Source organism: Psychromonas aquatilis (genome assembly GCF_038155185.1).
Taxonomy (GTDB): Bacteria; Pseudomonadota; Gammaproteobacteria; order Enterobacterales; family Psychromonadaceae; genus Psychromonas; species Psychromonas aquatilis.
The window spans coordinates 78,111-104,510 of sequence record NZ_JBAKAZ010000005.1; the positions used below are offsets into that span (position 1 = coordinate 78,111).

At 37.6% G+C, this 26,400-nt stretch carries 26 protein-coding genes, 3 tRNA genes and 1 pseudogene; 23 read left to right on the plus strand and 7 right to left on the minus strand.

Going from position 1 to position 26,400, the window contains the following annotated elements:
- Nucleotides 1-28: 28 nt before the first annotated feature.
- Nucleotides 29-187 (minus strand): hypothetical protein, encoded by a 159-nt coding sequence (locus V6256_RS02270; RefSeq protein ID WP_341596371.1) that lies wholly within the window; start codon nt 185-187, stop codon nt 29-31.
- 25 nt (nt 188-212) lie between these two features.
- Here V6256_RS02270 and prlC point away from each other — a divergent pair, with 25 nt between their 5' ends.
- Entirely contained in the window at nt 213-2,264 is a 2,052-nt protein-coding gene (prlC, locus tag V6256_RS02275; protein WP_341596372.1) for an oligopeptidase A, read from the plus strand.
- Between the two features lie 123 nt (nt 2,265-2,387).
- On the opposite strand, the gene cobO is transcribed toward prlC, so the two are convergent.
- From cobO to leuA, 3 genes are all read right to left on the minus strand, one after another.
- On the minus strand, nt 2,388-2,993 hold the full coding sequence (gene cobO, locus V6256_RS02280) for a cob(I)yrinic acid a,c-diamide adenosyltransferase (RefSeq protein ID WP_341596373.1): 606 nt from the start codon (nt 2,991-2,993) through the stop codon (nt 2,388-2,390).
- A 404-nt stretch (nt 2,994-3,397) separates the two neighbouring features.
- The gene (locus V6256_RS02285; RefSeq protein WP_341596374.1) at nt 3,398-4,027 is read right to left on the minus strand and encodes an MBL fold metallo-hydrolase; all 630 of its coding nucleotides are present in this window, start codon (nt 4,025-4,027) and stop codon (nt 3,398-3,400) included.
- Between the two features lie 69 nt (nt 4,028-4,096).
- Nucleotides 4,097-5,653, minus strand: a complete 1,557-nt coding sequence (leuA, locus tag V6256_RS02290) for a 2-isopropylmalate synthase (RefSeq protein WP_341596376.1) — start codon at nt 5,651-5,653, stop codon at nt 4,097-4,099.
- A 300-nt stretch (nt 5,654-5,953) separates the two neighbouring features.
- On the opposite strand from leuA, the gene msrB reads away from it, so the two are divergent.
- Entirely contained in the window at nt 5,954-6,397 is a 444-nt protein-coding gene (gene msrB / locus V6256_RS02295) for a peptide-methionine (R)-S-oxide reductase MsrB (RefSeq protein ID WP_341596378.1), read from the plus strand.
- 83 nt (nt 6,398-6,480) lie between these two features.
- On the opposite strand, the gene V6256_RS02300 is transcribed toward msrB, so the two are convergent.
- Nucleotides 6,481-6,939 carry a GNAT family N-acetyltransferase gene (locus V6256_RS02300; protein ID WP_341596380.1) on the minus strand — a complete coding sequence of 153 codons (459 nt, stop codon included), beginning with the start codon at nt 6,937-6,939 and terminating at the stop codon, nt 6,481-6,483.
- Between the two features lie 120 nt (nt 6,940-7,059).
- On the opposite strand from V6256_RS02300, the gene murB reads away from it, so the two are divergent.
- The 5 genes from murB (at nt 7,060) to V6256_RS02325 (ending at nt 9,536) form a co-directional block, all read left to right on the plus strand.
- Nucleotides 7,060-8,121 carry a UDP-N-acetylmuramate dehydrogenase gene (gene murB, locus V6256_RS02305; RefSeq protein ID WP_341596381.1) on the plus strand — a complete coding sequence of 354 codons (1,062 nt, stop codon included), beginning with the start codon at nt 7,060-7,062 and terminating at the stop codon, nt 8,119-8,121.
- Nucleotides 8,114-9,085 carry a bifunctional biotin--[acetyl-CoA-carboxylase] ligase/biotin operon repressor BirA gene (gene birA / locus V6256_RS02310; RefSeq protein WP_341596382.1) on the plus strand — a complete coding sequence of 324 codons (972 nt, stop codon included), beginning with the start codon at nt 8,114-8,116 and terminating at the stop codon, nt 9,083-9,085. The genes murB and birA overlap by 8 nt, the downstream gene beginning before the upstream one ends.
- A gap of 117 nt (nt 9,086-9,202) precedes the next feature.
- Nucleotides 9,203-9,278: transfer RNA gene (locus V6256_RS02315), tRNA-Thr, on the plus strand.
- A 10-nt stretch (nt 9,279-9,288) separates the two neighbouring features.
- A tRNA-Tyr gene (locus tag V6256_RS02320) sits at nt 9,289-9,372 on the plus strand.
- An 89-nt stretch (nt 9,373-9,461) separates the two neighbouring features.
- A tRNA-Gly gene (locus V6256_RS02325) sits at nt 9,462-9,536 on the plus strand.
- A 145-nt stretch (nt 9,537-9,681) separates the two neighbouring features.
- Here the strand turns inward: V6256_RS02325 and V6256_RS02330 are convergent.
- Nucleotides 9,682-9,915, minus strand: coding sequence for a helix-turn-helix domain-containing protein (locus V6256_RS02330; protein WP_341596383.1), 234 nt, complete (start codon nt 9,913-9,915; stop codon nt 9,682-9,684).
- Nucleotides 9,916-10,047: 132 nt separating this feature from the next.
- On the opposite strand from V6256_RS02330, the gene V6256_RS02335 reads away from it, so the two are divergent.
- The 11 genes and pseudogenes from V6256_RS02335 to V6256_RS02385 all read left to right on the plus strand — a co-directional run bounded on the left by V6256_RS02335 (nt 10,048) and on the right by V6256_RS02385 (nt 22,055).
- The gene (locus V6256_RS02335) at nt 10,048-10,260 is read left to right on the plus strand and encodes a hypothetical protein (RefSeq protein WP_341596384.1); all 213 of its coding nucleotides are present in this window, start codon (nt 10,048-10,050) and stop codon (nt 10,258-10,260) included.
- Nucleotides 10,261-10,267: 7 nt separating this feature from the next.
- Entirely contained in the window at nt 10,268-11,452 is a 1,185-nt protein-coding gene (locus V6256_RS02340; protein WP_341596386.1) for an Arm DNA-binding domain-containing protein, read from the plus strand.
- A complete protein-coding gene (locus V6256_RS02345) occupies nt 11,445-11,801 on the plus strand; it encodes a hypothetical protein (RefSeq protein ID WP_341596387.1) in 357 nt (118 codons plus the stop codon). The genes V6256_RS02340 and V6256_RS02345 overlap by 8 nt, the downstream gene beginning before the upstream one ends.
- Before the next feature lie 277 nt (nt 11,802-12,078).
- A complete protein-coding gene (locus V6256_RS02350; protein ID WP_424141042.1) occupies nt 12,079-12,990 on the plus strand; it encodes a WYL domain-containing protein in 912 nt (303 codons plus the stop codon).
- Nucleotides 12,991-13,034: 44 nt separating this feature from the next.
- Nucleotides 13,035-15,503 carry a type I restriction-modification system subunit M gene (locus V6256_RS02355; RefSeq protein ID WP_341596389.1) on the plus strand — a complete coding sequence of 823 codons (2,469 nt, stop codon included), beginning with the start codon at nt 13,035-13,037 and terminating at the stop codon, nt 15,501-15,503.
- Nucleotide 15,504: 1 nt separating this feature from the next.
- The gene (locus V6256_RS02360) at nt 15,505-16,836 is read left to right on the plus strand and encodes a restriction endonuclease subunit S (protein ID WP_341596390.1); all 1,332 of its coding nucleotides are present in this window, start codon (nt 15,505-15,507) and stop codon (nt 16,834-16,836) included.
- Between the two features lie 2 nt (nt 16,837-16,838).
- Nucleotides 16,839-17,543 (plus strand): DUF3800 domain-containing protein, encoded by a 705-nt coding sequence (locus V6256_RS02365; RefSeq protein ID WP_341596391.1) that lies wholly within the window; start codon nt 16,839-16,841, stop codon nt 17,541-17,543.
- Nucleotides 17,543-18,085 carry a hypothetical protein gene (locus V6256_RS02370; RefSeq protein WP_341596392.1) on the plus strand — a complete coding sequence of 181 codons (543 nt, stop codon included), beginning with the start codon at nt 17,543-17,545 and terminating at the stop codon, nt 18,083-18,085. Before V6256_RS02365 ends, V6256_RS02370 begins: the two co-directional genes overlap by 1 nt.
- Before the next feature lie 381 nt (nt 18,086-18,466).
- Complete coding sequence (locus V6256_RS02375; RefSeq protein ID WP_341596394.1) at nt 18,467-21,493, plus strand: type I restriction endonuclease subunit R; 3,027 nt, start codon at nt 18,467-18,469, stop codon at nt 21,491-21,493.
- 71 nt (nt 21,494-21,564) lie between these two features.
- Nucleotides 21,565-21,771, plus strand: a pseudogene (locus tag V6256_RS02380) (IS6 family transposase); the annotation flags it as partial.
- Between the two features lie 143 nt (nt 21,772-21,914).
- Nucleotides 21,915-22,055, plus strand: a complete 141-nt coding sequence (locus V6256_RS02385; RefSeq protein ID WP_341596396.1) for a hypothetical protein — start codon at nt 21,915-21,917, stop codon at nt 22,053-22,055.
- Nucleotides 22,056-22,110: 55 nt separating this feature from the next.
- On the opposite strand, the gene V6256_RS02390 is transcribed toward V6256_RS02385, so the two are convergent.
- Nucleotides 22,111-23,088, minus strand: a complete 978-nt coding sequence (locus V6256_RS02390; protein WP_341596398.1) for an integron integrase — start codon at nt 23,086-23,088, stop codon at nt 22,111-22,113.
- A 251-nt stretch (nt 23,089-23,339) separates the two neighbouring features.
- Between V6256_RS02390 and V6256_RS02395 the strand changes: the two genes are divergently transcribed.
- The 5 genes from V6256_RS02395 to V6256_RS02415 all read left to right on the plus strand — a co-directional run bounded on the left by V6256_RS02395 (nt 23,340) and on the right by V6256_RS02415 (nt 26,346).
- Nucleotides 23,340-23,966, plus strand: a complete 627-nt coding sequence (locus V6256_RS02395; RefSeq protein ID WP_341596400.1) for a hypothetical protein — start codon at nt 23,340-23,342, stop codon at nt 23,964-23,966.
- A gap of 127 nt (nt 23,967-24,093) precedes the next feature.
- Entirely contained in the window at nt 24,094-24,375 is a 282-nt protein-coding gene (locus V6256_RS02400; protein ID WP_341596401.1) for an ECs_2282 family putative zinc-binding protein, read from the plus strand.
- Nucleotides 24,375-24,848, plus strand: a complete 474-nt coding sequence (locus V6256_RS02405; RefSeq protein ID WP_341596403.1) for a hypothetical protein — start codon at nt 24,375-24,377, stop codon at nt 24,846-24,848. The genes V6256_RS02400 and V6256_RS02405 overlap by 1 nt, the downstream gene beginning before the upstream one ends.
- 127 nt (nt 24,849-24,975) lie before the next feature.
- Nucleotides 24,976-25,617, plus strand: coding sequence for a hypothetical protein (locus V6256_RS02410; RefSeq protein WP_341596405.1), 642 nt, complete (start codon nt 24,976-24,978; stop codon nt 25,615-25,617).
- Between the two features lie 120 nt (nt 25,618-25,737).
- Nucleotides 25,738-26,346: a hypothetical protein gene (locus tag V6256_RS02415; RefSeq protein WP_341596407.1), complete on the plus strand. Its 609-nt coding sequence runs from the start codon at nt 25,738-25,740 to the stop codon at nt 26,344-26,346.
- Nucleotides 26,347-26,400 lie beyond the last annotated feature (54 nt).

Genomic DNA, 26,400 nt, shown 5'->3' on the forward strand with positions numbered 1-26,400 from the left:
CTATTCCATCTGCTAAAAGACAAATACATTAAACCCTTTTCTCCTGCTTTTCTGTTGTTCCTCTTGATAATGCAAGTCTTTGTGATTTCTCTCCGATAAGCCCCTTAATAGGCCTGTATAAGTAAAAAGAAGTATGTTCAGCCACTAAATAACTTGAATTTTTTAATTTTGCCCGCATATTATTCATTCCTACTCTTGATAAGACGAATGCTATGACTAATATAAAAGACTCAAGCTTAACCAAAACCGATGGCCTTCCTTTTTTCAGCCAATTGAAAATTAATGAAATCGAACCTGTTGTTAAACAAACAATTGCAGACAATAAAGCGTTAATAGAACAGAAATTATCAGAATTAGACACCTACACTTGGGATAACTTTGTTGCTGTACTAGATGAAGCAGAAGATCATCTAGGCAAACTATGGTCTCCTGTCTCTCATATGAACTCAGTAGTAAGTAATGATGAACTACGCGAAGCACACGATGCTTGCCTAGGATTATTCTCAGAGTACGGAACCTTTATTGGCCAGCATCAAGGCTTATATGAAGCTTACCTTAGCATTGCTAATAGCCCTGAATTTGCTGAGTTAACCGGTGAGCAGAAAAAAGTAATAGAAAATGAACTGCGCGACTTTAAATTAGCCGGTATTGCATTAAGCGATGAAAAAAAGAAACGTTACGGTGAAATCAAACAACAACTATCACAATTACAGTCAACCTTTAGCAATAATGTAATGGATGCAACACTCGCGTGGAGCAAACTCGTTACTGACGTAGAAACACTCGCTGGCTTACCAAGAACAGCGATTGCTGCAGCGAAACAAGCAGCAGAAGAAAAAGAGCTAGAAGGTTACCTATTTACCTTAGACTTCCCAAGCTACCTAGCAGTGATGTCTTATGCTGAAAACCGCGAATTACGTAAAGAAGTGTATACCGCGTTTGCTACGCGTGCTTCAGACCAAGGGCCAAATGCCAATGCGTTTGATAACAGCGAAGTGATTGAACAAATTTTAGCGCTGCGGCATGAGCTTGCTCAACTACTTGATTTCAATGATTACGGCGAATATAGCCTAGCAACAAAAATGGCCGATAAGCCAGATCAAGTCATTGATTTTTTAACTGAACTAGCTGAAAAATCAACAGATCAAGCAAAACAACAACGTGATGAAGTGTTAGCGTTTGCAAAACAAAAAGACAACTTAACAAAAATCGAAGCTTGGGATCTGAGTTACTACGCTGAGCTGTTAAAGCAGCAACGTTACCAAATCTCTGATGAGCAACTTCGTCCTTACTTCCCTGAAAGTAGAGTTGTCCCTGGCTTATTTGATGTAGTACATCGCTTATTTGATATCACTATTGTTGAATCTAAAGAGGTTGATGTATGGCATAAAGATGTTCGCTTCTTCGAAATCTTTAACCGCCAAAAAGAAAAAATAGGCGGCTTTTACCTAGACCTATATGCACGAGCACATAAACGCGGTGGTGCTTGGATGGCCGGTTGTCGTGGACGTCGTCGTACTGTAGATGGCCATTTACAATTACCAGTTGCTTATCTGACTTGTAACTTCAACAAACCAGTGGGCGATCAAGAAGCATTATTTACACACGATGAAGTAGTGACCTTGTTCCATGAATTTGGCCATGGTATCCATCACATGCTAACTAAAGTAGAAGTATCTGGCGTCGCTGGTATTAATGCTGTTGCTTGGGATGCGGTTGAATTACCAAGTCAATTCTTAGAAAACTGGTGTTGGGAACCTGAAGCGCTAGCGTTAATTTCAGGACACGTTGATACAGGTGATACATTACCTGCGGATCTATTAAAGAAAATGCTAGAAGCTAAAAACTACAACAGCGCACTGCAAATGGTACGTCAACTTGAGTTTTCATTGTTTGACTTCCTATTGCACCATAACTACAAAGTGGGCGAAAAAGGCCAAGCACAAAAAGTATTAGCTGAAGTACGTGCCAAAGTCGCGGTGATTGAAGCGCCTGAGTTTAATCGTTTCCAGCATAGCTTCAGCCATATTTTTGCTGGTGGTTATGCGGCAGGATACTACAGCTACAAATGGGCTGAAGTATTGTCTGCAGATGCATTCTCACGTTTTGAAGAGAAAGGTATCTTTAACGCAGAAACAGGTCGTTCATTCTTGACTAACATCCTTGAAAAAGGCGGTAGTGAAGCACCAATGACGCTATTTAAAGCCTTCATGGGGCGTGAACCGTCAATCGACGCGCTATTACGTCATTCTGGTATAAAGTAAGCTATTAAAAACTTAAAGGCTTAGCATATCAGTAATAAAAAAGGCTTGAAGTTATTAACTTCAAGCCTTTTTTGTCTCTATTCAAAACCACGCTAGGAGCTTGATCTTAAACGACTGATTCGATTACCACTCAATGCCAGCTTGTGCTTTTACGCCATCTTTGAAAGCATGTTTTTCTGCAAGTATCATGCTGTAAGTATCAACCGCATCAATTAACTCTTGTTTAGGACCGCGACCTGTTAACACAACATTCATATCTTTAGGGCGGTTTTTTAACGCATCTAAGGTAGGTTGTAGTTCAAGGTATTCATATTTAAACATGTAAGTGATTTCATCTAAAATAACTAAGTTATATTGCTCATCAGCCATTAATTCAGCGGCTTTGTCCCATGCTTTTTGTGCGCTATCAATATCTTTTTGTCTATTTTGAGTTTCCCAAGTGAAGCCATCACCCATAGTAAACCAATCTACATTTTCATGTGCGTTAAAGAATTTTTCTTCACCAGTAGACATTGCGCCTTTTAAGAATTGTACGACAGCAACTTTATGACCATGGCCTAAAGAACGCGCTAACATACCAAAAGCAGAGCTACTTTTACCTTTACCTGGGCCGGCAAGTAAAATGCTAACGCCACGTTCTTCTTTAGCGGCTGCAATTTTTTGATCTTGCTTTTCTTTAACGGCTTTCATTTTTTTTAAATGCTTTTCTTCTGAAATCTCTCTAGCCATGATCTTTTCCTTTTAAATAAAAATAAAGCCTGCGTAGCAGACTCTAATAAAACAGCTTTATTGTAGACAAATGAGACTGTTTTGAATGCTGTTATTAACAATATATAGCCAATAATACCTGAAATAATTGAGGCTACCAGAGCCACGACTTTGACAATAATTGAGTGCATAAGAATATACCGACAGCGTTATCAATAATCAAACTACCAGAATGCAGTTAATCATGGATTTAAGATGCTGTTAGTGGCATGACTTGTATCGTCTCTAAGCCATAGAATGGCACAATAAGCCAGCTGACGATAGGCGCTAGCCTAGGTTCTTTTAGTGACAGTAACTTAGGGGCTTGGTAAATATGAGAGATGAGCTGCGCCCAAGACATTAAGCCGAGGGCGTATTTTTGGGGTTTATCGTAAGTACGGGTTAGTTCTTTTTTCATCGCCAATAGTGGTCGTTGGACCGTGACCAGGGAAAACCACCGTCTCTTCAGGCAAGGTTAATAGTTTTTGTTTAATACCAGATACCAATTGCTGGTGGTCGCCGCGAGGGAAATCAGAGCGGCCAATCGCGCCATTAAACAAAATATCACCAACAATGATTTGTCCACTTTGCGCATCGTATAAAGCAACATGCCCCGGTGTGTGTCCTGGTACGTGTAAAATGTCTAGCTTAATATTACCGACTTCTACAACATCACCTTCTGCCAACCATTGCGTTGGTGCAAAGCTTTTAGTGTGTGGAAAACCAAACATAGTGCATTGCATTTCCAATTGCGATAACCAAAAGTCATCCTCTTTTTCAGGACCAATAATCGGGATATCTAATGCATCAGCTAAGGGCTGTGTATCGCCAACATGATCTAAATGACCATGAGTTAGAATGATTTTATCAACCTTTACATCGTGGTTTTTGACCGCACTGAGTATGCGTTGACGTTCGCCACCAGGGTCGACAATCGCAGCTGTTCTTGTTTCTTCACAAATGACTAAACTGCAATTTTGCTGGAAAGGCGTCACCGGAATAACAACTATTTTCATTTTTATATCCTTAAAAAAATAAAAGGCAGCGTATCGCCACCTTTTACAATATGCATTTTATTGGTCTGACTAAACTTGCGCTAAATTTTGTTTTTTCACTTCAACCGCTTTAGCAAGGTGGATATGGTTCATCACATGCACTAATGCTTTTGCTGATGATTGAATAATATCCGTCGATAAGCCAATACCATGGAATTTTTGTCCATGGTAAGACGCGACGATATCAACTTGCCCTAAAGCGTCCTTACCATGACCTTTGCTGCTGATTTTATAAGATTGCATCTCAATGTCTAGTCCAGATAAGCGCATTAAACATTGGTAAGTTGCATCAACAGGACCATTACCTGTTGCCGCTTCAACCACACGTTTATTACCCCCAATTTCCATCTCAACGGTAGCAGTTGCCACAACCCCTGAGCCAGATTGAACATTAATGCTGGATAAGACGTAATGTTCTTGTTCGCTTTCGTTCTCAAGTTGATTAAAGAAGACTAGGGCTTCAAGGTCGTAATCAAATACTTGGCCTTTTTTATCCGCTAAGGCTAAAAAGCTTGCGTATAACTCTTCTAAATCAAAGTCAGTTTCTCGATAACCCAGCTCTTGCATGCGATGTTGAATAACGTGACGACCCGAGCGAGAAGTTAAATTCAACTTATTCTTTAAGATGCCAACGCTTTCAGGCGTCATTATCTCGTAAGTATTTTGCGCTTTTAATACACCATCTTGGTGAATGCCTGAGGAGTGAGAGAAAGCATTAGACCCCACAATCGCTTTATTAGATTGTATTGGCATATTACAGATTTGACTAACCAGTTGACTGGTGCGGGCAATTTCTACTGGGTTAATATTAGTTTGGTAACCCATTTTTGCTTGGCGCGTATGTAAAATCATCGCGACCTCTTCCAGCGAACAGTTCCCTGCACGTTCACCAATACCGTTCATGGTACATTCAATTTGGCGAGCACCATGCTCTACGGCAGTAATTGAATTTGCTACGGACATCCCAAGGTCATCATGACAATGTACCGAGATAGTTGCTTGATCAATATTAGGAACACGATTAAATAAAGATTGAATAATGCCACCAAACTCACTTGGGTAAGTGTAGCCCACCGTATCCGGAATATTAATGGTTTTCGCGCCGGCTTTAATCGCTTCTTCTACCATTCGGCATAAATTATCAATAGGCGTTCGACCTGCATCTTCACATGAGAATTCAACGTCATCGGTATATTGACGAGCGTATTTCACCGCTTTTACCGCCATCTCCAACACATCGTCAAATTGGCGTTTTAGTTTGCTTTCAACATGAATAGTGGAAGTTGAAATAAAAGTATGAATACGAAAGGCTTCCGCAACTTTAAGTGCTTCAGCAGCGGCATCAATATCTTTAGTTAGAGCGCGGGAGAGGGCACAAACGCGACTGTTTTTGATCTCTTTCGCGATAGTTTGTACCGATTCAAAATCGCCCGGTGATGAAATGGGAAAGCCAACCTCCATGATATCGACCCCTAAACGCTCTAGGGCAAACGCAATTTGTAGTTTTTCTTTAACGGTTAAACTCGCACTCAGTGCTTGTTCGCCATCACGTAAAGTAGTATCAAAAATCATGACTTGATTCGACATAATATCTCCCTTTTTATAGCGATAAAAAAACCCGCGCAATGGGCGGGTTTAATGACGTGAATTGATGCGATTCAAACACTCGAGACCCGTATGCTAAAAAAACTTAGCAACGACCTTTGTAAGTGTATTGTTAATAGCGGCATCAATTTATCCAATTGGTTATTTGATATAAAAGTTACGCTTTTAAAATTAGTCGTCAAGCGCTTATTTTAATAACCGAGAACCGATCACGGGTGTTTATGGTGTTTTATTTTTATCAAAAACACCGTACTATCAAAGGACACTGATAAAGAGGAAGTTATGAGTAAATTTAATAAACCATCTGATACCGAGTTAAAACAAACGTTAAATGAGATGCAATATAAAGTGACTCAACAGGAGGGCACAGAGCCGCCTTTTAATAACTTGTATTGGGATCACAAAGAGGAAGGTATCTACGTTGATATCGTTTCTGGTGAACCTTTGTTTAGTTCTCTTGATAAATTTGATGCGCATTGTGGATGGCCAAGCTTTACACAACCTATCGAAGACATTACCTTGACTGAAAAGGTCGATACTAAATTGTTTTCTCAACGTACTGAAGTGAGAAGCGCCGAAGCAGACTCCCACCTTGGCCATGTATTTGATGACGGTCCAGCACCAACAGGATTACGTTACTGTATTAACTCTGCTTCTCTGCGTTTTATCAAAAAACAAGATTTAGCAAAAGAAGGTTATGAAAGCTTTTTAACATTATTTGAATAAGCATTAATCATAATACAGAGAATAAAAAAGGAGCATTATTGCTCCTTTTTAGTGTGTGCACTTCGTGTGGCCTTTAATTGTACTTATTCAGTCTCAATCGGTGCTATTGTGCTTTTTAAGCGACTTTTAATCATCATGCATAACAGCGGTTTGCGGCTGTTATAGCGTTGATATTGCTCTCTAAGCGCTACTGGTAATAAGTCCGCTGTGATTAACTGAAACCCCTGTTGCTCATAAAACCTTTGTAAGTGAGGGTAGGGGAAACAATAAATGGTCCCTTTTTGCTGACTCAATAAATAATTCAGTAATAAGCTAGCAAAACCTTGTTTACGATGGGCCTGTGCACAGGCAACCCCAGTGAGTAAGTGATGGCCATGTACCTGTTTGATTCGCGCAGCACAAATAATGTCAGTTGCTTTTAGCACAAAGACTTGGTCATTTTTATTGGCCAATCCCTTTTTATAGACTTGCTTATAAAATTGATTAACCAAAGGGATCTGTTGCTTCGCTAGCAAACAAAACTGTAACGACTTAATATCCATCTAATGTCCAAGTTCTTTGTTTCAAGTGATTGATAAGGTAAACTAATCATTCATTTTTGATATAAATACTTTCTGATGATGAAAGTTACAATGGCTATTTCTAGGCCTAAAAGAGGTATCATGATAGAAAAAAACAGCTCTCTCAAGGCTTTTAATAGCTTTTCCATTAATGCTAAAGCAGAACTTCTGTTTCGTTTTCAAAACCTCTCCCAACAACCTGAACTGTTAGCACTGATCAAAAAAACAAAAGCACAAAATAAACCTATTTTGGTCTTAGGTGGCGGCAGTAACACATTATTCTGCAGTGACTTTGATGGTTTAGTGATTAAAGTAGAATTAATGGGTGTTGATATCACCCAAGATCAAGACAATCACTTACTAACAGTAGCCGCAGGGGAAAACTGGCATCAGTTAGTTGAGAAAACGATCGAACAAGGCGTTTATGGATTAGAAAACCTTGCATTAATTCCAGGCATAGTCGGCGCAGCACCAGTCCAAAACATTGGCGCTTACGGTGTTGAGTTTAAAGACATGTGTAGCAGCGTTGATTACATCGATCTCGAAGATGGCACATCGCACACACTATCGAATGAAGATTGCTTATTCGCTTACCGAGATAGCACCTTTAAAGGCAAGCTAAAAGATCGTGCGTTAATCACGTCTGTATCAATGAAACTACCTAAACAATGGCAAGCACATTGTCGTTACGGATTATTACAAGGTTTGGATGAAACAGAATCAACGGTCAGTGCGCAACAGATCTTTGATAGCGTATGTACGATTCGTAGTGAAAAACTACCCGATCCGAATGTGATTGGTAATGCTGGTAGTTTTTTTAAAAACCCAATCGTGAGCGAACAATTTTGCCAACAACTTTTATCCCATCACCCAGACATGCCGCATTATCCACAAGAAGGGCAAATGGAAAAACTAGCAGCAGGCTGGTTGATAGACCAATGTGGACTGAAAGGTAAAAAGGTAGGCGGTGCAGCAGTACACATGCAACAAGCACTGGTATTAATTAATGATAACGGTAAAGCGACAGCGCAAGATGTGATTGATCTCGCTTGGTTTGTGAGAGAACAAGTACTATTAAAATTTGCTGTTTTACTGGAGCATGAAGTGCGCTTCATTGATCAAGATGGTGAAACCAACTTACAAAAGGTCGTTAATAATGTCTGAGTTAAATGCACAAGGTAGTAAATTAATCTCATTATTAGCCGATGGAGAATTTCATTCGGGTGAGAAAATAGGCTTGATGCTAGGTGTATCAAGAACCTCTGTGAATAATTATATCAAAGCCCTACAAGAAATTGGCTTGGATATTTATAAAGTGACTGGTAAAGGCTACTGCAGTGCCACACCGCTTTCTTTATTAGACCAATCTTTGATTCAAAACATCAGTGGTTTCAACAGCGTACACGTGGTACAGGTATTAGAATCAACCAACAAATACCTACTCGATAAAATTGACCACTTAGAGAATGGCCAGACTTGTATTGCTGAATATCAAACAGCAGGGCGAGGCAGACGCGGTCGCCATTGGGTATCGCCATTCGCTTCTCATTTATACTTTTCAATGTACTGGCGACTAGAAGCGGGTATTGAAAAAGCATCGGGGCTAAGTTTATTAGTTGGGATTGCTGTTGTTAATGCACTTGAGAAAATGGATGTACAAGGTGTGCAACTTAAATGGCCAAACGATTTGTACTATCAAGGTAAAAAACTCGCAGGTATTTTAATTGAGTTAAATGCGCAGGCGTCAGATGTATGTCATTCGGTGATTGGCATAGGTATCAACGTAAGAATGCCTGACCATCAAGGTAAGCTTATCGACCAGCCGTGGGTAGATTTAAATTCCATTGCCGGTAAAACCATTGACCGTAACCAGCTCTCTGGTCTATTGATTAAAGAGTTACACACGTTATTAGCCGATTATGAAGAGAAAGGATTATCTGCGTTTTTACCACGTTGGTTTGAATTAGATTGTTTTTTAGACAAACAAGTTAATTTGATCGTTGCAGATAAAGTACAAGGAGGAATTTGCCGCGGAATCAATGAGCAAGGCGCTTTATTATTAGAGATTGATAAAGAAATAAAACCTTACATTGGTGGTGAAATTTCGTTACGTTTGGCGAATAATTAAACTAAAAACAACTAATTGATTTTTTTTTAAGCAAACAAACAAAAAAATGCAATTAATTTTAACTAAACACTTGCAAGGTGCGCTCAAGTTCTTTAATATTCGCGGCACTTAGACAGCGCCGACTTAGCTCAGTAGGTAGAGCAACTGACTTGTAATCAGTAGGTCACCAGTTCGACTCCGGTAGTCGGCACCATCTAAGTCCTGGAGGGGTTCCCGAGTGGCCAAAGGGAACAGATTGTAAATCTGTCGCGAAAGCTTCGGTGGTTCGAATCCACCTCCCTCCACCATATTTTATCTCACTTGTCACAGTGAGTAAGTAGATAACAATGCAAGGCATTGTTTTTTGCTTTGTAGCTTAAGCTGCGAGATGCATTTTGCGGGCATCGTATAATGGCTATTACCTCAGCCTTCCAAGCTGATGATGCGGGTTCGATTCCCGCTGCCCGCTCCAAGTATTTATACTTTAAAACCAAGCACTTGTGCTTGGTTTTTTTGTTTCTACTATTCGGTAAAAAAGTTCGGTGACCAAACGGTGACCATCTGGTGCCCAAACTAATTTTTAGTACTAGCTATAGGTTAATAATCCCTTAGCGCGCTCAGATTTTTTCTTCTGCTTCATTTTCTAAACCTTTCTCTGGAAGTTCATAAAGTTCTCCTACTTCAACTTCTAGATATTTACACAGTGTTTCCACCACGTTTAATTCAACTCTTGTCGCTGTTTCATTAAACATTCTTCTGATTGTGCCTGGATTAATCCCAGTATCTCGAGAAACGTCGCTCATTTTTAAACGTTTCTCACCCATGATTTTTGATAAATGGCATTTTAGCAAAGTCTTCTCCAGAAAATAAAAGTCTCCTATAGACTTAAAAAGGTTGCAAAGGTCTTTTTTAGTGCTATATTTGTTCTGCAGCAGACTTTTAAAGTCTGCAATATACAAATTAAATTACTAGGAGATTGTACTATGGAGATTACCTATATGACAACGTCAGAGTTATCTGAACGTATCAAATACGATCAACGCACGATCCGCGAGCAGTTGAAAGATTCGGTTTTGTTTGAAGGTGTTCATTACATCCGACCATTTGGTGGCAGAAAAATATTATACCTTTGGGAAAGAATTGAAGAAGAGATGTTAAATGGGGTTTCATCAAATTCATTAATCGTTGGAATGTGAGGTTAATATGGGAACAATTAATACAAGAAATGGAAAGTTAGTTGCAGACTTCCGATACCAGAATCAGCGATGTCGAGAACAAACACAATTAAATGATACAAGCGCTAATCGTAAACGCTTAACTCGTTTACTAAAAACGATTGAAGCGGAGATTTTATTAGGAAATTTTGAATATGCTAAATATTTTCCAAATAGCAATAAAGTACAAAAATTTGCAGAGTTAAATCAACGCAAGAAAACAGCATCTCATCATTTTGGTAGTGCTGATGCACCAACAGTAAAAGAGTTTTCTGTCATTTGGTTTAATGAAAAAGCCATTGAATGGCGTCAAAGCCATAAGGAATCCATCGAAGGTATCTTAGAGTCTCACATTCTTCCAGCGTTTGGAAAAATGAAGATCAGCGTCATCAAAAAGCAAGATATCTTAACTTTTCGATCTGCTCTCGCCAAAGTTCAGGGTCGAAAAGGAAAAGTACTGTCACCATCGCGCATCAATCATATTATGACGCCCTTAAGAATGCTGCTTGCTGAAGCCGCTGATCGTTATGAGTTTACGACACCTTGGAAAAATATAAAAGCGTTAAAAGTACAACGTACGGAAGTTGACCCTTTCTCTTTAAATGAAGTTGATCGACTTATAAATACCGCTCCTGACGGTTTCAAATCTTATTACACGGTGCGTTTTTTTACTGGATTACGAACGGGTGAAATTGATGGCCTTCATTGGAATAAAGTTGATTTAGACAAAAAACAGATCTATATCGATCAAAGCCTTGTAAGAGGGGTGATGACTGATGCTAAAACTGATGGCTCTAATCGCATTATTCAGTTAACAGACCGTGTTGTTGAGGCATTAAAAGTACAAAAGAAAATGACGCAACATCTAGGTCCATTTGTATTTTGTAAAAAAGATGGCAAACCTTTTAATTATCAAACCATTAGTCGAGTCATCTGGGAGCCGATGCTAGAGCGGTTGAAACTTAAATATCGCAATCCGTATCAAACTCGCCATACCTATGCGACCTTGTTATTAGCAGCTGGTGAATCACCGGAGTGGATAGCTCAACAGATGGGACATAGCACTACAACTATGCTATTTCGTGTCTATTCGCGTTATGTGCCAAATTTAACCAGACAAGATGGTAGTGCTTTTGAACGCTATATTGAAGAGCAAGGAGATGAAAATGCTTAGTTTAGTTGACCACCCAATGATGCAGCATATAGATACTAAAATAGATCAACATGAACACTCCTTATCGAAATTACAGGTTGAACGTATTAAGATTTCAAAGGAGTTAATGAGTTCAACTTATAACGTAGCTCGACTTATATGTCAGAATCTTAATATTGTTGAGCACGACCGCTCAGTTGCTTTGCTATGTGGATATGAATACCTAAGTAATATCCAAATAGTGGAACAGTGGCTATTAGAGCAATTGGTTGAACTTAACCAAAGCTATTTTACATGCCCTGTCAGTGAACTACAGAACCGCCTTTTGATGCGATTAAACAGCCTGCAGCAAGATGCCTTCTTGTATTAGATTGTTTCTAATATAATTGTGTCTAGATTCAAGATCTTAAGTCTAGCCACAATTTAACTTTTTCTATATAGCTACATCGATAACTATTCAACCAATTACCTTTCTTATCTAAAGCAACACGAGAAGTAATTACAGTGAGCAATATATTTGTAGTATTTTTGTAAATCATGCTCTAACTTTTTAAAAATAATAATTAAATTGTGAAAAATAGATGATGAAATCATTATGATTGCATGGTAAATTTACAAATTATTTCTTACATATTGGAATGGATGTATTGCAATTAGATTCGCTAACTCACGCACAAAAGGAACGCCTCGCATTTATCGACTTTAGCCTTCAATATTTTGGGCAAGTTGCCCGTGCAGATCTCATTCAACATTTCAAAACGGGTTTGGCTGCTTGTACTCGGGATTTAACCGCTTACCGCGAGCTAGCACCAAAAAACCTTAAACTATTCCATCAAACAAAAAACTACCACCGCACTGATACTTTCGAACCTATTTTTGAACATAATCCTGAAGCAATATTAACAGGGCTTTGTCGTGGCTTTGGTGATGGTTTGTCTAATGGCATACAGGCAAGTGAGCATTGTGTTGATGCAACTAGACTTGTTCATCCTAAAAGCGAAGTGATAGCGACACTTATGCGCGCTATCAATAGTCAACAAGCAGTTGCATGCGAATATGTGTCATTAAGCTCAGGGAGAAGTAAACGAGAAATAGTGCCCCATGCAATCGTCAATAATGGTCATAGGTGGCATGTACGTGCATTTGATAGAAAATCGAAAGAGTTTCGTGACTTTGTTTGTACGCGATTACAAAAAGTGTCTGAAATTAAACAGCATGCAGTATCAAATAGAGAAAGCATAGCGTTAGATAGTCACGAGTTAAGAGCCAGTGACCGACAGTGGAACAAAATCGTAAAGATAATTTTAAAACCACATCCCTCAATCAAATATAAGCAAGCAATAGAGCTTGATTATGGTATGACTAATGGCGAATCAAACCTTGAAGTAAGAGCTTCAATACTTGGTTATTTACTTAGACAATGGAATGTTGATTGCACTAATGATGCATCACTTCAAGGTAAGGAATATCAATTGTGGCTGAGTAATGTTAGTCATGTAAACAAAGAATTAGCGAACATTGCAAACCTTGCAATTACACCGGGTTATAAACAAATTTAAACACATTAAATAGAAACGAGAGCCTCGTTTCCACTAGGAATAAAATGGATCACAGCGCACATAACAAACTTATCTCTTTTATCTGGTCAATTGCTGACGACTGTTTGCGTGACGTATACGTACGAGGAAAATACCGTGACGTAATTTTACCTATGGTGGTGTTACGCCGTTTAGATACCTTACTTGAGCCCACTAAAAAAGCGGTGCTTGATGAAGTTAAATTTCAAGTTGAGGAAATGGAAGCCACAGAGCTTGATGATGCGCCGTTAATTGATGCCGCAGGATATGTGTTTTACAACACTTCTAAATGGACATTAACTAGCATTAAAGAAACCGCAACCAATAACCGCCAAATCTTGCTGGCAAATATTGAAGAATACCTAAACGGTTTTAGTGCCAACGTTAAAGAAATTATCGAATGCTTTAATCTTAAATCTCAATTTCAGCATATGGCGAATAAAGACGTATTACTTGATGTATTAGAAAAGTTTGTTTCTCCATATATCAACCTAACGCCTGATGAAGCTGAAGATCCAGAAGGTAATAAACTGCCAGCCTTAAGTAATTTAGGTATGGGTTATGTGTTTGAAGAGCTCATTCGTAAATTTAACGAAGACAACAACGAAGAGGCCGGTGAACACTTTACGCCACGAGAAGTAATTGAGTTAATGACTCACCTTGTATTTGACCCAATCAAATCAGACTTACCGCTAACATTAACGGTTTATGATCCTGCTTGTGGTAGTGGCGGTATGCTTACCGAAACGCAAAACTTTATTAATGAAAACTACCCAGTAGAAAACACCACCCGTGATATTAATTTATACGGTAAAGAGATCAACGACGAAACCTACGCTATTTGTAAATCAGACATGATGATCAAAGGCAACGATCCTAAAAACATCAAAGTAGGTTCAACGCTTTCTACTGATGAATTTGCCGGCCAACGCTTTGATTTTTGTTTATCAAACCCGCCGTACGGCAAAAGCTGGGCAAGTGAGCAAAAGCATATTAAAGAAGGCTCAGACGTTATCGACTCACGCTTTCAGGTAGTACTTAAAGATTACTGGGGCAACTTACCTAAAGACGGCTTTGTTGACGCCACACCGCGTTCATCAGACGGCCAATTGCTGTTTCTAATGGAAATGGTCAGCAAAATGAAATCGACAGCTACCAGCCCGTTAGGCTCTCGTATTGCTTCTGTTCATAACGGCTCAAGTTTATTTACTGGTGATGCAGGCTCTGGCGAAAGTAACATTCGCCGCTACATTATCGAAAACGATATGCTTGATGCCATAGTACAGCTTCCTAATAACCTATTTTATAACACAGGTATCACGACCTATATTTGGTTACTGAATAATAACAAATCAGAACAGCGCAAAGGCAAAGTACAGCTTATTGATGCTAGCTTATTATTTAAAAAGCTACGTAAAAATTTAGGTAATAAAAACTGTGAGTTTTCACCAGAGCATATTACTGAAATCACTCAAACCTACCTCGATTCTTCAAGTGTTGAACGCCAATTAAACGACAATAATGTTCCAGCAGGAATTGCCGCTAAAGTATTTAATAATGACGACTTTGGTTATTACAAAGTAAACATTGAACGCCCAGACAGACGAAGTGCTCAATTTAAAGAAGAACTTATTGCACCGCTGCGTTTTGATAAAACACTACGAGAGCCAATGGAGCACCTTTACGCTGAATATGGCGATAAGGTTTATCAAGCTGATTTTTTTACCGCTAACGATAAAGTAAAAGAGAAAGAAATAATCGCTTGGTGTGAAGATAACGACATCAACTTAAACGCTAAAGCGAAAGCTAAGCTACTCTCAACCGATACTTGGCAAAACGGTAAGTTACTGGTTGAGCTTGCTAACAAACTTGCCGAAACCATCACCAAAGAATATAACGATTACAACTTGTTTAAAGCTGATGTGGAAGATCGCTTTAAACAAGTTTCAGCTGATGTATTGGCAGAAATTAAATCTAATAAACGCAAAGCGTTTTACACCACAGTAGTGAACGCTATGAGTTGGTATGACGAAAATGCGGAAAAAGTCATTAAGAAAGTGGTGAAGTTCAAACAAGACAAACTTGATGAATTATTACATCACTTAGGCTGTGAACAAACTGATTTAGCTGATTTTGGCTATTATGAAGTCGATGGTAAAAAGTTAGAGTTCACCACTTACGAGTCTAACTCAGATTTACGTGATGCTGAATCTGTACCGCTAACTTATCTTGAAGACTATGAAACAGCTAGCGATAACAGTGAAATCCACCAATACTTCCTTGATGAAGTCAAACCGCATGTGAGTGAGGCATGGATCAATTTAGACAGCACCAAAATTGGTTATGAAATCAGCTTTAATAAATACTTCTATCAGCATAAACCACTACGAGCAATGGGTGAAGTAGCAACCGACATCATTAACCTAGAGCAAAAAGCTGAAGGTTTGATAGCTGATATTCTTGGGGTTGATTTGTCTAAGGTTCAAGGAGAGTGATATGGCCGAATTAGCTTCAATGCCGAAATATGAGGCTTATAAAGAGTCTGGATTTGAATGGATTGGCGAAGTACCCGATTCTTGGGAGTTAACTAAATTAGGCTCATGCCTTTTCCCTGTTTCTATAAAAAACTGTCCAGATTTACCTCTATTGTCAATTACCCGTGAATTAGGGGTAATTGAAAGAGATATTGAAAATCAAGACTCTAATCATAACTTCATCCCAGACGATCTAAGCGGCTATAAAAAGTTAGAAAAAGGCCAGTTTGGTATGAATAAAATGAAAGCATGGCAAGGCTCATATGGTGTATCACAATACACAGGTATAGTTAGTCCTGCTTATTTTGTTTTTAACTTTACTAAATCTATAAATCCTGAGTTCTTTAATTGGGCAATAAGAAGTAAGTTATACGTTTCATATTTTGGAAGTGCATCAGATGGTGTTCGTGTTGGGCAATGGGATTTGTCTAAAGATCGAATGAAAGCTATCCCATTTATATTACCTTCTGAAAAAGAACAAACCGCCATTGCTAACTTCCTCGATATAAAAACAGCACAAATTGATGAAGCGATTGCCATCAAAGAAAAGCAAATTGAGCTATTAAAAGAGCGCAAGCAAATCATCATCCAACAAGCGGTTACTCAAGGCTTGAATCCAAATGCGCCAATGAAGGATTCTGGAGTGGATTGGATTGGTGAAATACCGGAGCATTGGGCTTACGAACCTATTAAGCACTCATTGAAAGGCATTATTGATTGTGAGCATAAAACTGCTCCATTTGTAGATGAGACTGATTACTTTGTTGTTAGAACGACAAATGTAAAGGGAGGTAAATTACAAATGGCTGGAGCAAAATATACACATGAAAAAGGGTTCACAGAATGGACTCGCCGAGGTGTTCCAAAAGTTGGTGACGTACTTCTAACTAGGGAAGCTCCCGCAGGTGAAGCTTGCCTTGTCCCTGACAATGTGAAATTGTGTCTTGGTCAAAGGATGGTTTGGCTTAAAATTGATAGAGAAAGACTCATTCCAGAGTTTGCGATCTCATTAATTTATTCAAGCATAGGTAGAACATATATTGATTTCCTTTCGTCGGGGTCTACTGTGCTTCACTTTAATATGGCTGACATTAATAATATTCCAGTAGTTCTACCACCGCTTAAAGAGCAACAAGAGTTAGTTGAGTTTATTAGAAATGAGTCAGGAAAAGTTGATGATGGTATTGAAATCCAAATTCAACAAATAGAAAAACTAAAAGAATACAAAACCACGCTAATCAACAGTGCGGTAACAGGTAAAATTAAAGTACCAGAGCTGATGGCAGATAGGTGATTATGACTGAAAAAAAAGTATACAAAATTTTCTGTGATGAAAGTTGCCACCTACAGCATGATGGTGCCGACATTATGGTGTTAGGTGCGCTTCATTGTACTGCTGAAAAAGCCATACAGTTAAACAAACACATTAAGTGGTTACGCCATGAGCACAATTATCATAATGAACTGAAGTGGACGAAACTGGTAACTAAGCAGTGGCCGTTTTACAAAGCATTGATTGATCTTGTTATTGATACCGATGAACTTAGGTTTAAAACAACCGTTGTTCAACAAAAAAACAAACTTAATCATGACCAGTACAATGCCGGTTCTCACAATAATTTTTATTACAAAATGTTTTATTACACCTTAAGAGATTTTCTTGAGGTAAATGGTCAATACCGAATCTATTTAGATTATATGGATACCTTAGGTGGCGAAAAAGTAGCTGAACTTTGCCGCGTATTACAAAACTCAACTAACTGGCATTTAGATGTAGATACGTTTGTAATTCAATCATATGAGGCACAATTGATTCAAATTTGTGATTTATTGATTGGTGCAGTGTCTTATCAAAATAGAACGGATATAGAACACAGTAGTGAAATTAAACAAAAAATAGTTAATTACTTGCAGCAAAGGCTCGGCTATCCATTAAATATTAATACCCCACCGTGGGAAGCTAAGTTCAATATATTCAGATTTATGCCAAGGAGCGTGTAATGTTAAATGCTCCATTAAATTTGACTGGGCATAATGAGCCGGATGTTTTTGATCATCTTTACCCATTTTTTGAGCAAGATTTTATTACTGTTGATACTTATATTAATAATCAAATTTATGTTGATCCCAAAGGGCAAGGGATGCGTGATGGAAAAGAAGAAGTATTTTGGCATATTACCACTAGGGAAAAGTCGAAAACCGTCAAGCAAGGTAAGCAAATGGTGAAAATTAAAACAAGACCATTTGATCCTGATAGAGCGGCAAGAATTTCGTGGATAAAACCTATGCTAGTAAATCACTCAGATCCATGCATTAAACTGTTTTATCGAAAAGAAACAAAAGGTAAAAAGCCTGTAAGGTTATATTTTTGGGCGCATCAGCATGACTTTGTTGTAATTGTTCAAAAACTGGGAAATGCGAACTCTTTCTTAGTCACTAGTTTTTATATTACAGAGACATATAAGAGAGACTCTTATGAAAAATGGTACACAGAATATACTCAGGGAAATAAACCTGAATTATTAAATTGTGAGTGGTTTTAAGAAAAGGAATGGTCGCCAATTATGGACCGGGCGATACGGTCACCTCTTTCTACGCAATGGTAGGTGAGCGAGGGCATTGTCCTGTAATTAACCATTGGTTGTCAACATATAATTTTAAACTTATATGTCTAAAATGTTATTTAATTGAAAAATAAGGATGTTACATGTCAGTAATAGTTGCAAGTTATACCTTAGCGTAGTTATTCAGTAAAAAGAGTATTGTGAGTGCTGATTACACTGAAATTCATGGCGAATTTGCCATACCTGAATATCAGTGCCCTTATTGAAAAGAACAAAGTGATTGGCAAGAATATCAAATAAAACAGCATCAGAAAAAATGTTAAGTAAGTTAGCAGTACATTGTGGTGATAAGGAATAATTATGGTTAGTCAAACAAACGAACAAGCGTTAGAAGCTGCGATTGAAAAATACTTAACAGGTACGTGCTTAGAAGATTTAAAATCAGGCGTTCAGGAAGTTGCACCTGGCTATCACAATACGATGTATCAGCTAGGATATCCTGCTGACTTTGATATGCATTATGCTATTGATACCAAGTTCTTTTGGCAGTTTTTACAAAATACTCAAGAGCAAGAATTAGAAAAACTTAAGAAAAACAGCCCTAATGACTGGGAGCGTAAGGTACTTGAGCGTTTTGATAGACTGATCAAAAAACACGGCATTTTGCATTTACTTAAAAAAGGCTTGAGTGTTGAAGATGCGCATTTAAATCTTATGTATCCAGCACCATTAGCTAGTAGTAGTGATTCTGTTAAACAGAACTTTAATGCCAATATATTTAGCTCAACGCGCCAATTAAGGTATTCAAAAACTAATCCATTACAAGAAATTGATATGGTGCTGTTTATTAATGGTATTCCGTTAATAACGCTTGAATTAAAGAATGCATGGACTGGTCAAAATGCTCGTTATCACGGACAAAAGCAATATCGTGAAGACCGAGATACCTCACAAACATTATTGCAGTTTGGGCGCTGTTTAGTGCATATGGCAGTTGATACAGACGAAGTATATATGACTACCAAGTTAGCTGGGAAAAGTACCTTCTTTTTGCCGTTTAACAAGGGTAATAATCATGGTCAGGGAAACCCACCAAGTATGTATGGTCACAAGACGAGCTACTTATGGGAAGAGGTATTTACTAAAGCTAGCCTTGCTAACATCATTCAGCACTTTGTTCGTTTAGATGGTAGTAGCAAAGATGATTTGAAAAAGCGGACCTTATTCTTTCCTCGGTACCACCAGATGGATGTTGTTCGCCGTTTAATTGAGCATGCTTCAACTAATGGTGTTGGTCACACTTATTTAATTCAGCACTCTGCTGGTTCAGGTAAGTCGAACTCTATTACATGGGCTGCCTATCAGTTAATAGAAACGTATCCAGCTAGTCCTGATATTCAAGGTAGCAAGGGCATAGAGCAACCACTATTTGACTCAGTGATTGTGGTTACTGATAGACGATTACTTGATAAGCAACTTAGAGATAACATTAAAGAATTTTCTGAAGTTAAAAATATTGTTGCTCCTGCATTTAAATCATCTGAGCTTAAATCTGCCTTAGAAAATGGCAAGAAAATAATCATTACCACTATTCAGAAATTTCCATTCATTATTGATGGCATCAGTGATTTAAGTAGTAAACGTTTTGCGGTCATTATTGATGAAGCACATAGCTCTCAGTCAGGCTCTGCCCATGACAATATGAACAGAGTGATGGGTAAAACTGAAGTAGAGGAAGCAGATGATGCACAAGATAAAGTATTGCAAGCGATGCGCTCACGCAAGATGCGTGGCAATGCTTCATATTTAGCTTTTACTGCAACACCTAAAAACTCTACCTTAGAGAAATTCGGTCAAAAACAAGAAGACGGTAGTTTTAAGCCATTTCATTTATATTCAATGAAGCAAGCCATTGAAGAAGGTTTCATTCTTGATGTTATTGCCAATTACACTACCTATAAAAGTTATTACGAAATAGAAAAGTCAATTCAAGACAATCCTGAATTTGATACTAAAAAGGCGCAAAAACGTTTACGTGCCTACGTTGAAACCAGCCAACAGACCATAGACACCAAAGCTGAAATTATGCTTGAGCATTTTATTCCGCAAGTAGTGAACACTAAAAAACTACGTGGTAAAGGGAAAGGTATGGTTGTTACACAAAATATTGTTACAGCTATTCGCTATTACAAAGCATTAAAGCGAGTGATAGAAGCTCAAGGTAGCCCATTTAAAATAGCGATAGCATTTTCTGGCACCAAAGAAGTTGATGGCATTGAATATACTGAAGCTGAAATGAACGGCTTTGCCGAAAGTGAAACCAAGGATAAGTTCGATACCGATGAGTACCGCCTGTTAGTTGTTGCTAATAAATACCTAACAGGCTTTGATCAACCTAAACTGTGCGCTATGTATGTAGATAAAAAATTAGCTAGCGTACTTTGTGTACAAACATTATCTCGTTTAAACCGCTCTGCACCAAAGCTTGGTAAAAAGACTGAGGATTTATTTGTACTCGATTTTTTTAATAGTGTTGATGAAATCAAAACAGCATTTGACCCATTTTATACTTCAACAACTTTATCTGAAGCAACCGATATAAATGTATTACATGAGCTAAAAGATGCGATGGATGACATTGGCATTTATGAATGGTACGAAGTTGAAGATTTTGTTAAACGCTATTTTGATAATGAAGACGCGCAAACGTTGAGCCCAATAATTGATACTGCGGCTAATCGTTTTAATTTTGAATTAGACCTAGAAGATGATGATAAGGTCGATTTTAAAATAAAAGCTAAACAATTTGTAAAAATTTATGGGCAGATGGCTTCAATCATGCCATATGAAATTGTTGCGTGGGAAAAGCTGTTTTGGTTCCTGAAGTTCTTAATTCCTAAGTTAGTTGTTAAGGATCCTGATACAGAAAAACTTGATGCATTATTAGATTCCGTTGATTTAAGCTCTTACGGTTTACAGCGTGTAAAACTAAACTACGGCATTGGCTTAGATGATGGTGGAACTGAATTAGATCCTCAAAATCCAAACCCTCGTGGTGCTCACGGCGGCGATGATGAAAAAGACCCATTAGACGAGATCATTAAGAACTTTAACGAAAGATGGTTTCAAGGCTGGAGTGCAACTCCTGAAGAACAGAAAGTTAAGTTTATTAATATTGCCGAAAGTGTGAAAAAACACCCAGATTTTGAAGCTAAATACCAAAACAATCCTGATCCGCATAACCGAGAATTAGCGTTTGAAAAAATGCTTAAAGAAGTCATGTTGGCAAGGCGAAAAGATGAGTTAGAGCTTTATAAGTTATTTGCTGGGGATAGTGCATTTAAAGCCTCATGGACACAGAGTATGCAGCGTAGTGTAGGCCTTTAACGTTTAGTAAGGTCGGACTGTCGGTACTGTCAACTTAACAACCCCTCAATCTATTGTGCGATAATCTGCTGATGAAAAATTTAAATATCTATGCAGGTTATCGTTATCCTGCCCAAATCATCAGTCACGTAGTTTGGCTTTATCATCGATTTACACTTAGCTTTCGTGATATTGAAGAATTGCTTGTGGCCAGATCTATCATTGTTAATTATGAAACGATTCGTCAGTGGTGCAAAAAGTATGGATCAATATATTGCAATCAAATAAAAAAGAGCCGTGTTTAGGTTGACTTAATGCAGTGAGAAGGTGGGATGACGAGTAAGAAATTTTTGTCTGAAAAAAGTTATTAGAAGGAGTTACACCACATAATGCACATGATGATGAGCTAGCTCCTATATCATTTGATGAGTTTGGAACTGAGTTGTCGGAAACTGAATACAAAATAGTGATGAAGAGTATTGAGCATATCTTTGATGCAGTTCCAAACACACAAGAAGGCCATGAAATTGAAAAACTAATTTTACTTGCTGAAGCTTATGAAAATAAGCATGTGTTAGTTTGAAACTAAAAATAAATGGCTGCATATATTTTTATAAAACAATTAAACTTATTTTACTTTAATTTTTATCGAACATTAAATCTGATAGGGGACTTCTTACACAATTTGCCCCAGCCTGTAATACATGAGTATAAATTTGTGTGGTACGGATATCTGAGTGTCCTAATTGTTCTTGAACCGTGCGAATATCTGCACCGCGTTGTAATAGATGTGTTGCAAAAGAATGGCGCAAAGTATGGCAAGTAACTTGTTTATCAAAGTTTAACTGACGTGCTGCATTTTTTACTGCTTTTTGTATATTACTTTCATGAATATGGTGCCGTCTTAAGTTTGCTGTACCAGGTTCAAATGAGAGTCGTGAAGAAGGAAATAAATATTGCCACTTTAATTCTTTAGCAGCATTTGGATATTTTCCTGCTAATGCATGTGGTAAATAAACTCCTTGAAAATCGACTCTTTGCATATCTTGCTGATAAAATAAATTAACTTTAGCAATCTGATTTTGTAATTGCTCTATTAACTCTGGTGCTAATGTGACGCTGCGGTGCTTTCCTCCTTTTCCTCGCCAAATATTTATTGATAAATAATCAAAGTTAATATCTTGAATTCGCAAGTTAACTGCTTCCATTAATCTTAATCCACTACCATAGAGAAGGTAACAAGGTAATGTTACTGAGCTAGGTAGAGAACTCAGTAATAAACTCATTTCTTCAAGTGTTAATACTACAGGTAGTTTTGGCTGTGTATTCGTCCTTTTAAAATTAAGCTTTAACGTTAACGGTTTATCTAAAAATTCGCGATACAAATACACTAGTGCATTTAGTGCTAAGGCTTGTGTTTTGGGGGCAACTTTTTTTGTGTTGGCAAGATATGAAAGGAAGGACTCTACTTCATGATCATGGCACTCAAAGGGATGTTTTTTATTATTAAAGTAAATATAAAATTTAATCCAATATAAATAAGCCTTAATAGATTTTTCAGCATAGAATTTAACTCGCATGCTTTCTGCTACAGCATTTAAAAATGGAGACTTCATTTATTTCTCTCCTTTAATTTTTTCATATGTTTTTATATACAGTGTAGGCGGTATTCCATGTTTTTGTTGTTAATGCGGACTTTTTCTACCTATCCACATGACAGTAATTTGATTAAAAATATTAATTGTTTGATTTTATGTACGATAAAGGCATTTTTATGTTAATTTTAACAAATTAATATATTCTGTATTTCCACCTGAAATATGGAATTTTTCGGTTTAATAAACTGTTAGAAGTTTAGGAGAGCATTGTGCACATATTCGTAAGTCGACCTACTTGGGTTTCTCCTGAGTTTGATGCTGGATTAGAGGTGTTTTTAACAACATTGACTAATATGGGGTTAACACCGAGAACATTGGGTAGCAGTGATTATCCTAGTAAAGCTCCTCTTGATGAAGTGATCGAAATAATGGATGAGTGTGAGGGAGCTATTGTTCTTGGTTACCCTCAAATATCAATTTCAAAAGGAAAAATAAAAGACTACGACCTTGAATCTGAATTGTCTCTTCCTACCGAGTGGAATCATATTGAAGCAGCTTTAGCATATTCCAAAGGTATCCCTTTAATTATGTTTCATCACAAAAATGTGTCTCGTGGCGTTTTCGATCGTGGTGTTATGAATGCTTTTGTTCACGAAGTAGATTTTACTTCTGCAACATGGTCTATGGACTCTGCTTTAAATGGTGCTATCCAAAAATGGAAATCTAATTGTGAGTCGGGTAATTCAAATTTTGGAGTCACAGCTAAAGTAGACCCTGATAAATCTACTTGCCCAAACTGTACAACTAAAGCTAAACCTATTTATTTAAGTGCATTGCCTGCAAGTTTCCGAGACTTCGGAGAATGGAAGTGCTCTGTATGTAATTATATGGCGTAATAAACTTCTAACAAGCTGTTAAACAAGGACAAAAAACAGTTGGCTTTTGCTCCTTCGTCGCTATTTTAGCCAACAATTTTTTGCCTGTTAACAGGGCGTTACGTGTCTTCGTAAACTGGAGTTATTAATGAAATCTGATAAGTACAATAGAAGCATAAGTTTGCAGTGTCCTACATGTGGCTGTAAAGATTTTTCATATGATGAAGGTGTTGATGAAGCTATTCAAATAATGACCTGTGCTTCTTGCGAGCGAGAATTCAATAAAGATGAACTTCTTCAAGAAAACAGCGAGAATATCGATGAACATCTTTCTGAAATCAAGAATGAAGTAACAAAAGATTTAGTCAACGAGTTACGAAAATCTTTGAAAAAATCATTTTCTGGAAGTAAAAATATAAGGTTTAAATAATGTCTTTTTCAATCGATGCTGGTGACTTAATCGCTGGGCTTGCGTTTCTTTTATCAAGTTATGCAACTTGGCAAACAGTCAGTTTTAATAAAAAACAGAAGACATTAGTTGAGAGCCAAGAAAAGCTAAATAACCTTCTACTAGAAAAAGAAAGCGAAGATGCTTTAAAAGAAAAAAGAGCAGATCTTAGTGCTTCTTTTATAAAACTAGGAAGTAGCAAATATAGACTTAAAATATGGAATAAAGGCTCTGCTACAGCTAAGAATGTTAGAATAGAATTTCCGGAAGGAAATGATGTAATTGACGATTCTGAATTAACGGATAAATTTCCACTGGAAAGTTTAGAAAGGCATCAATCTGTAGAACTCATTGCCTTTGTTCATCATCAAACTAAACGGAAACATGTTGTGAGGCTTATTTGGGAAGATGATTATCAATCACACAATGAAAAACAGTCTTATCCTACGCTGTAAACACGTAACAAGACGTTTAAACGGAACAAAAACAGTGGGTTACGTTTCGCTTCGCTACACATTTTAACCCACAATTTTTGTCCGCTTAACGCGGTGTTATGTTTTTTTCAGAGTGGTGAGTAATATCATGAAGTTACCAGTGAAATTTATCCCTTCTTTAATTGGGGTTTTAGTTGGCATGTCGCTTTGGTCAATCGCAGAAATTGCGTTTGAATCACTTAATAATACCGATGTTAAAATTGTTGTTGCTATTATTGCTGCTTTTGGTTCTTTAACAACAGGTGTTGTGATTGCACTGGTAAATCACTCTCGCCATAAATCCAGAGAGCTTCTAGTTCAAAAAAGAATTAGTGAAAGAGAATTATTAGTACAAAAGAAGATTGGTGAAAGAGAAATTGATGAGGCTCATCGCCAACGTAAAGTAGAAATATACAATGATTTCTTAGAGCTAATATCCTCCTTTATGCAAGGTACTAATGCCGAAAATAAGAAAAAGAAACCTTCAATGCAAAAGGTCTTGGATGAATTTGAAAAATTTCAAAATGGAATTTTACTTTGGGGTGGTCCAAAAGTCATACTCGCATTTTTAGAGTATCGAAAAAGCAGTACAGAAGAAGATGACAACATTACGGTATTTAGAGCCATTGATAAATTATATAAAGCTTTACGAGAAGATATTGGTTTAAGTAATGAAGGCTTGGATGAATTGGAAATGGTTCAAATGTATCTAAAAGATCCTACTGAAATTGAAGGTTTAATAAAAACATAACAAGGCGTTTAAAACGGAACTAAAACAGTGGGTTATGTTTCGCTCCGCTACACATTATAACCCACAATTTTAGTCCGCTTAACGCGGCGTTATGTGCCAGTGTCGCCTTTGGAGGTTCATGTGAAAATTACAGGGTGGGCAGTTATTGCGATGTATACCCTTGCTACTGCTAATGCAGGTTTCTTAATAGGTTGTACATCTTTTGGTGATTATTTTGTAGGTGTCAAATGGACTGATGTAGTTTCTGCATTAGGCACAATTATTGGCGGATTTGCTGCTGCTTTCGCTGCTTATCATGCTTACAAAACGTTAAATACTTGGAAAGAGCAATTTGCACATTCACAACGATATGAGGCTATTGTTACTTTAGAGAAAGCATATTATAAATTGCTCCAAGATTTTGAAGTTTATAGTCAATCAACTCTTTGGGATAGTCGTATCAAAAGGGGAACTATTGCCCATAGTGATTTACAAAAATTAGCTGGTGATATTGAACTTCATAAAAGAAATTGGGAGCGTGCATTAAGTCATTCAACTTCAAGCTTAGAGTGGGCAAGTTCGTTTTGTAAAGATGAAGAAGCCTCTTCTATTGACGGTATAATCGAGTTAACGGAGTTGATTATGCGCCAACAGATTTCATCTATAGAAGCTCAGGAAAGATCTAGCACTAACAGAGTTATCGCTCTCTCAGTTGCACTTGAGGGATCTATTAACACGGTCTCTATGTAGTGGTCAACTAATTCCGGACATTAAATTAAGGTTTTCTTCCGCTTTCGCAGGAGA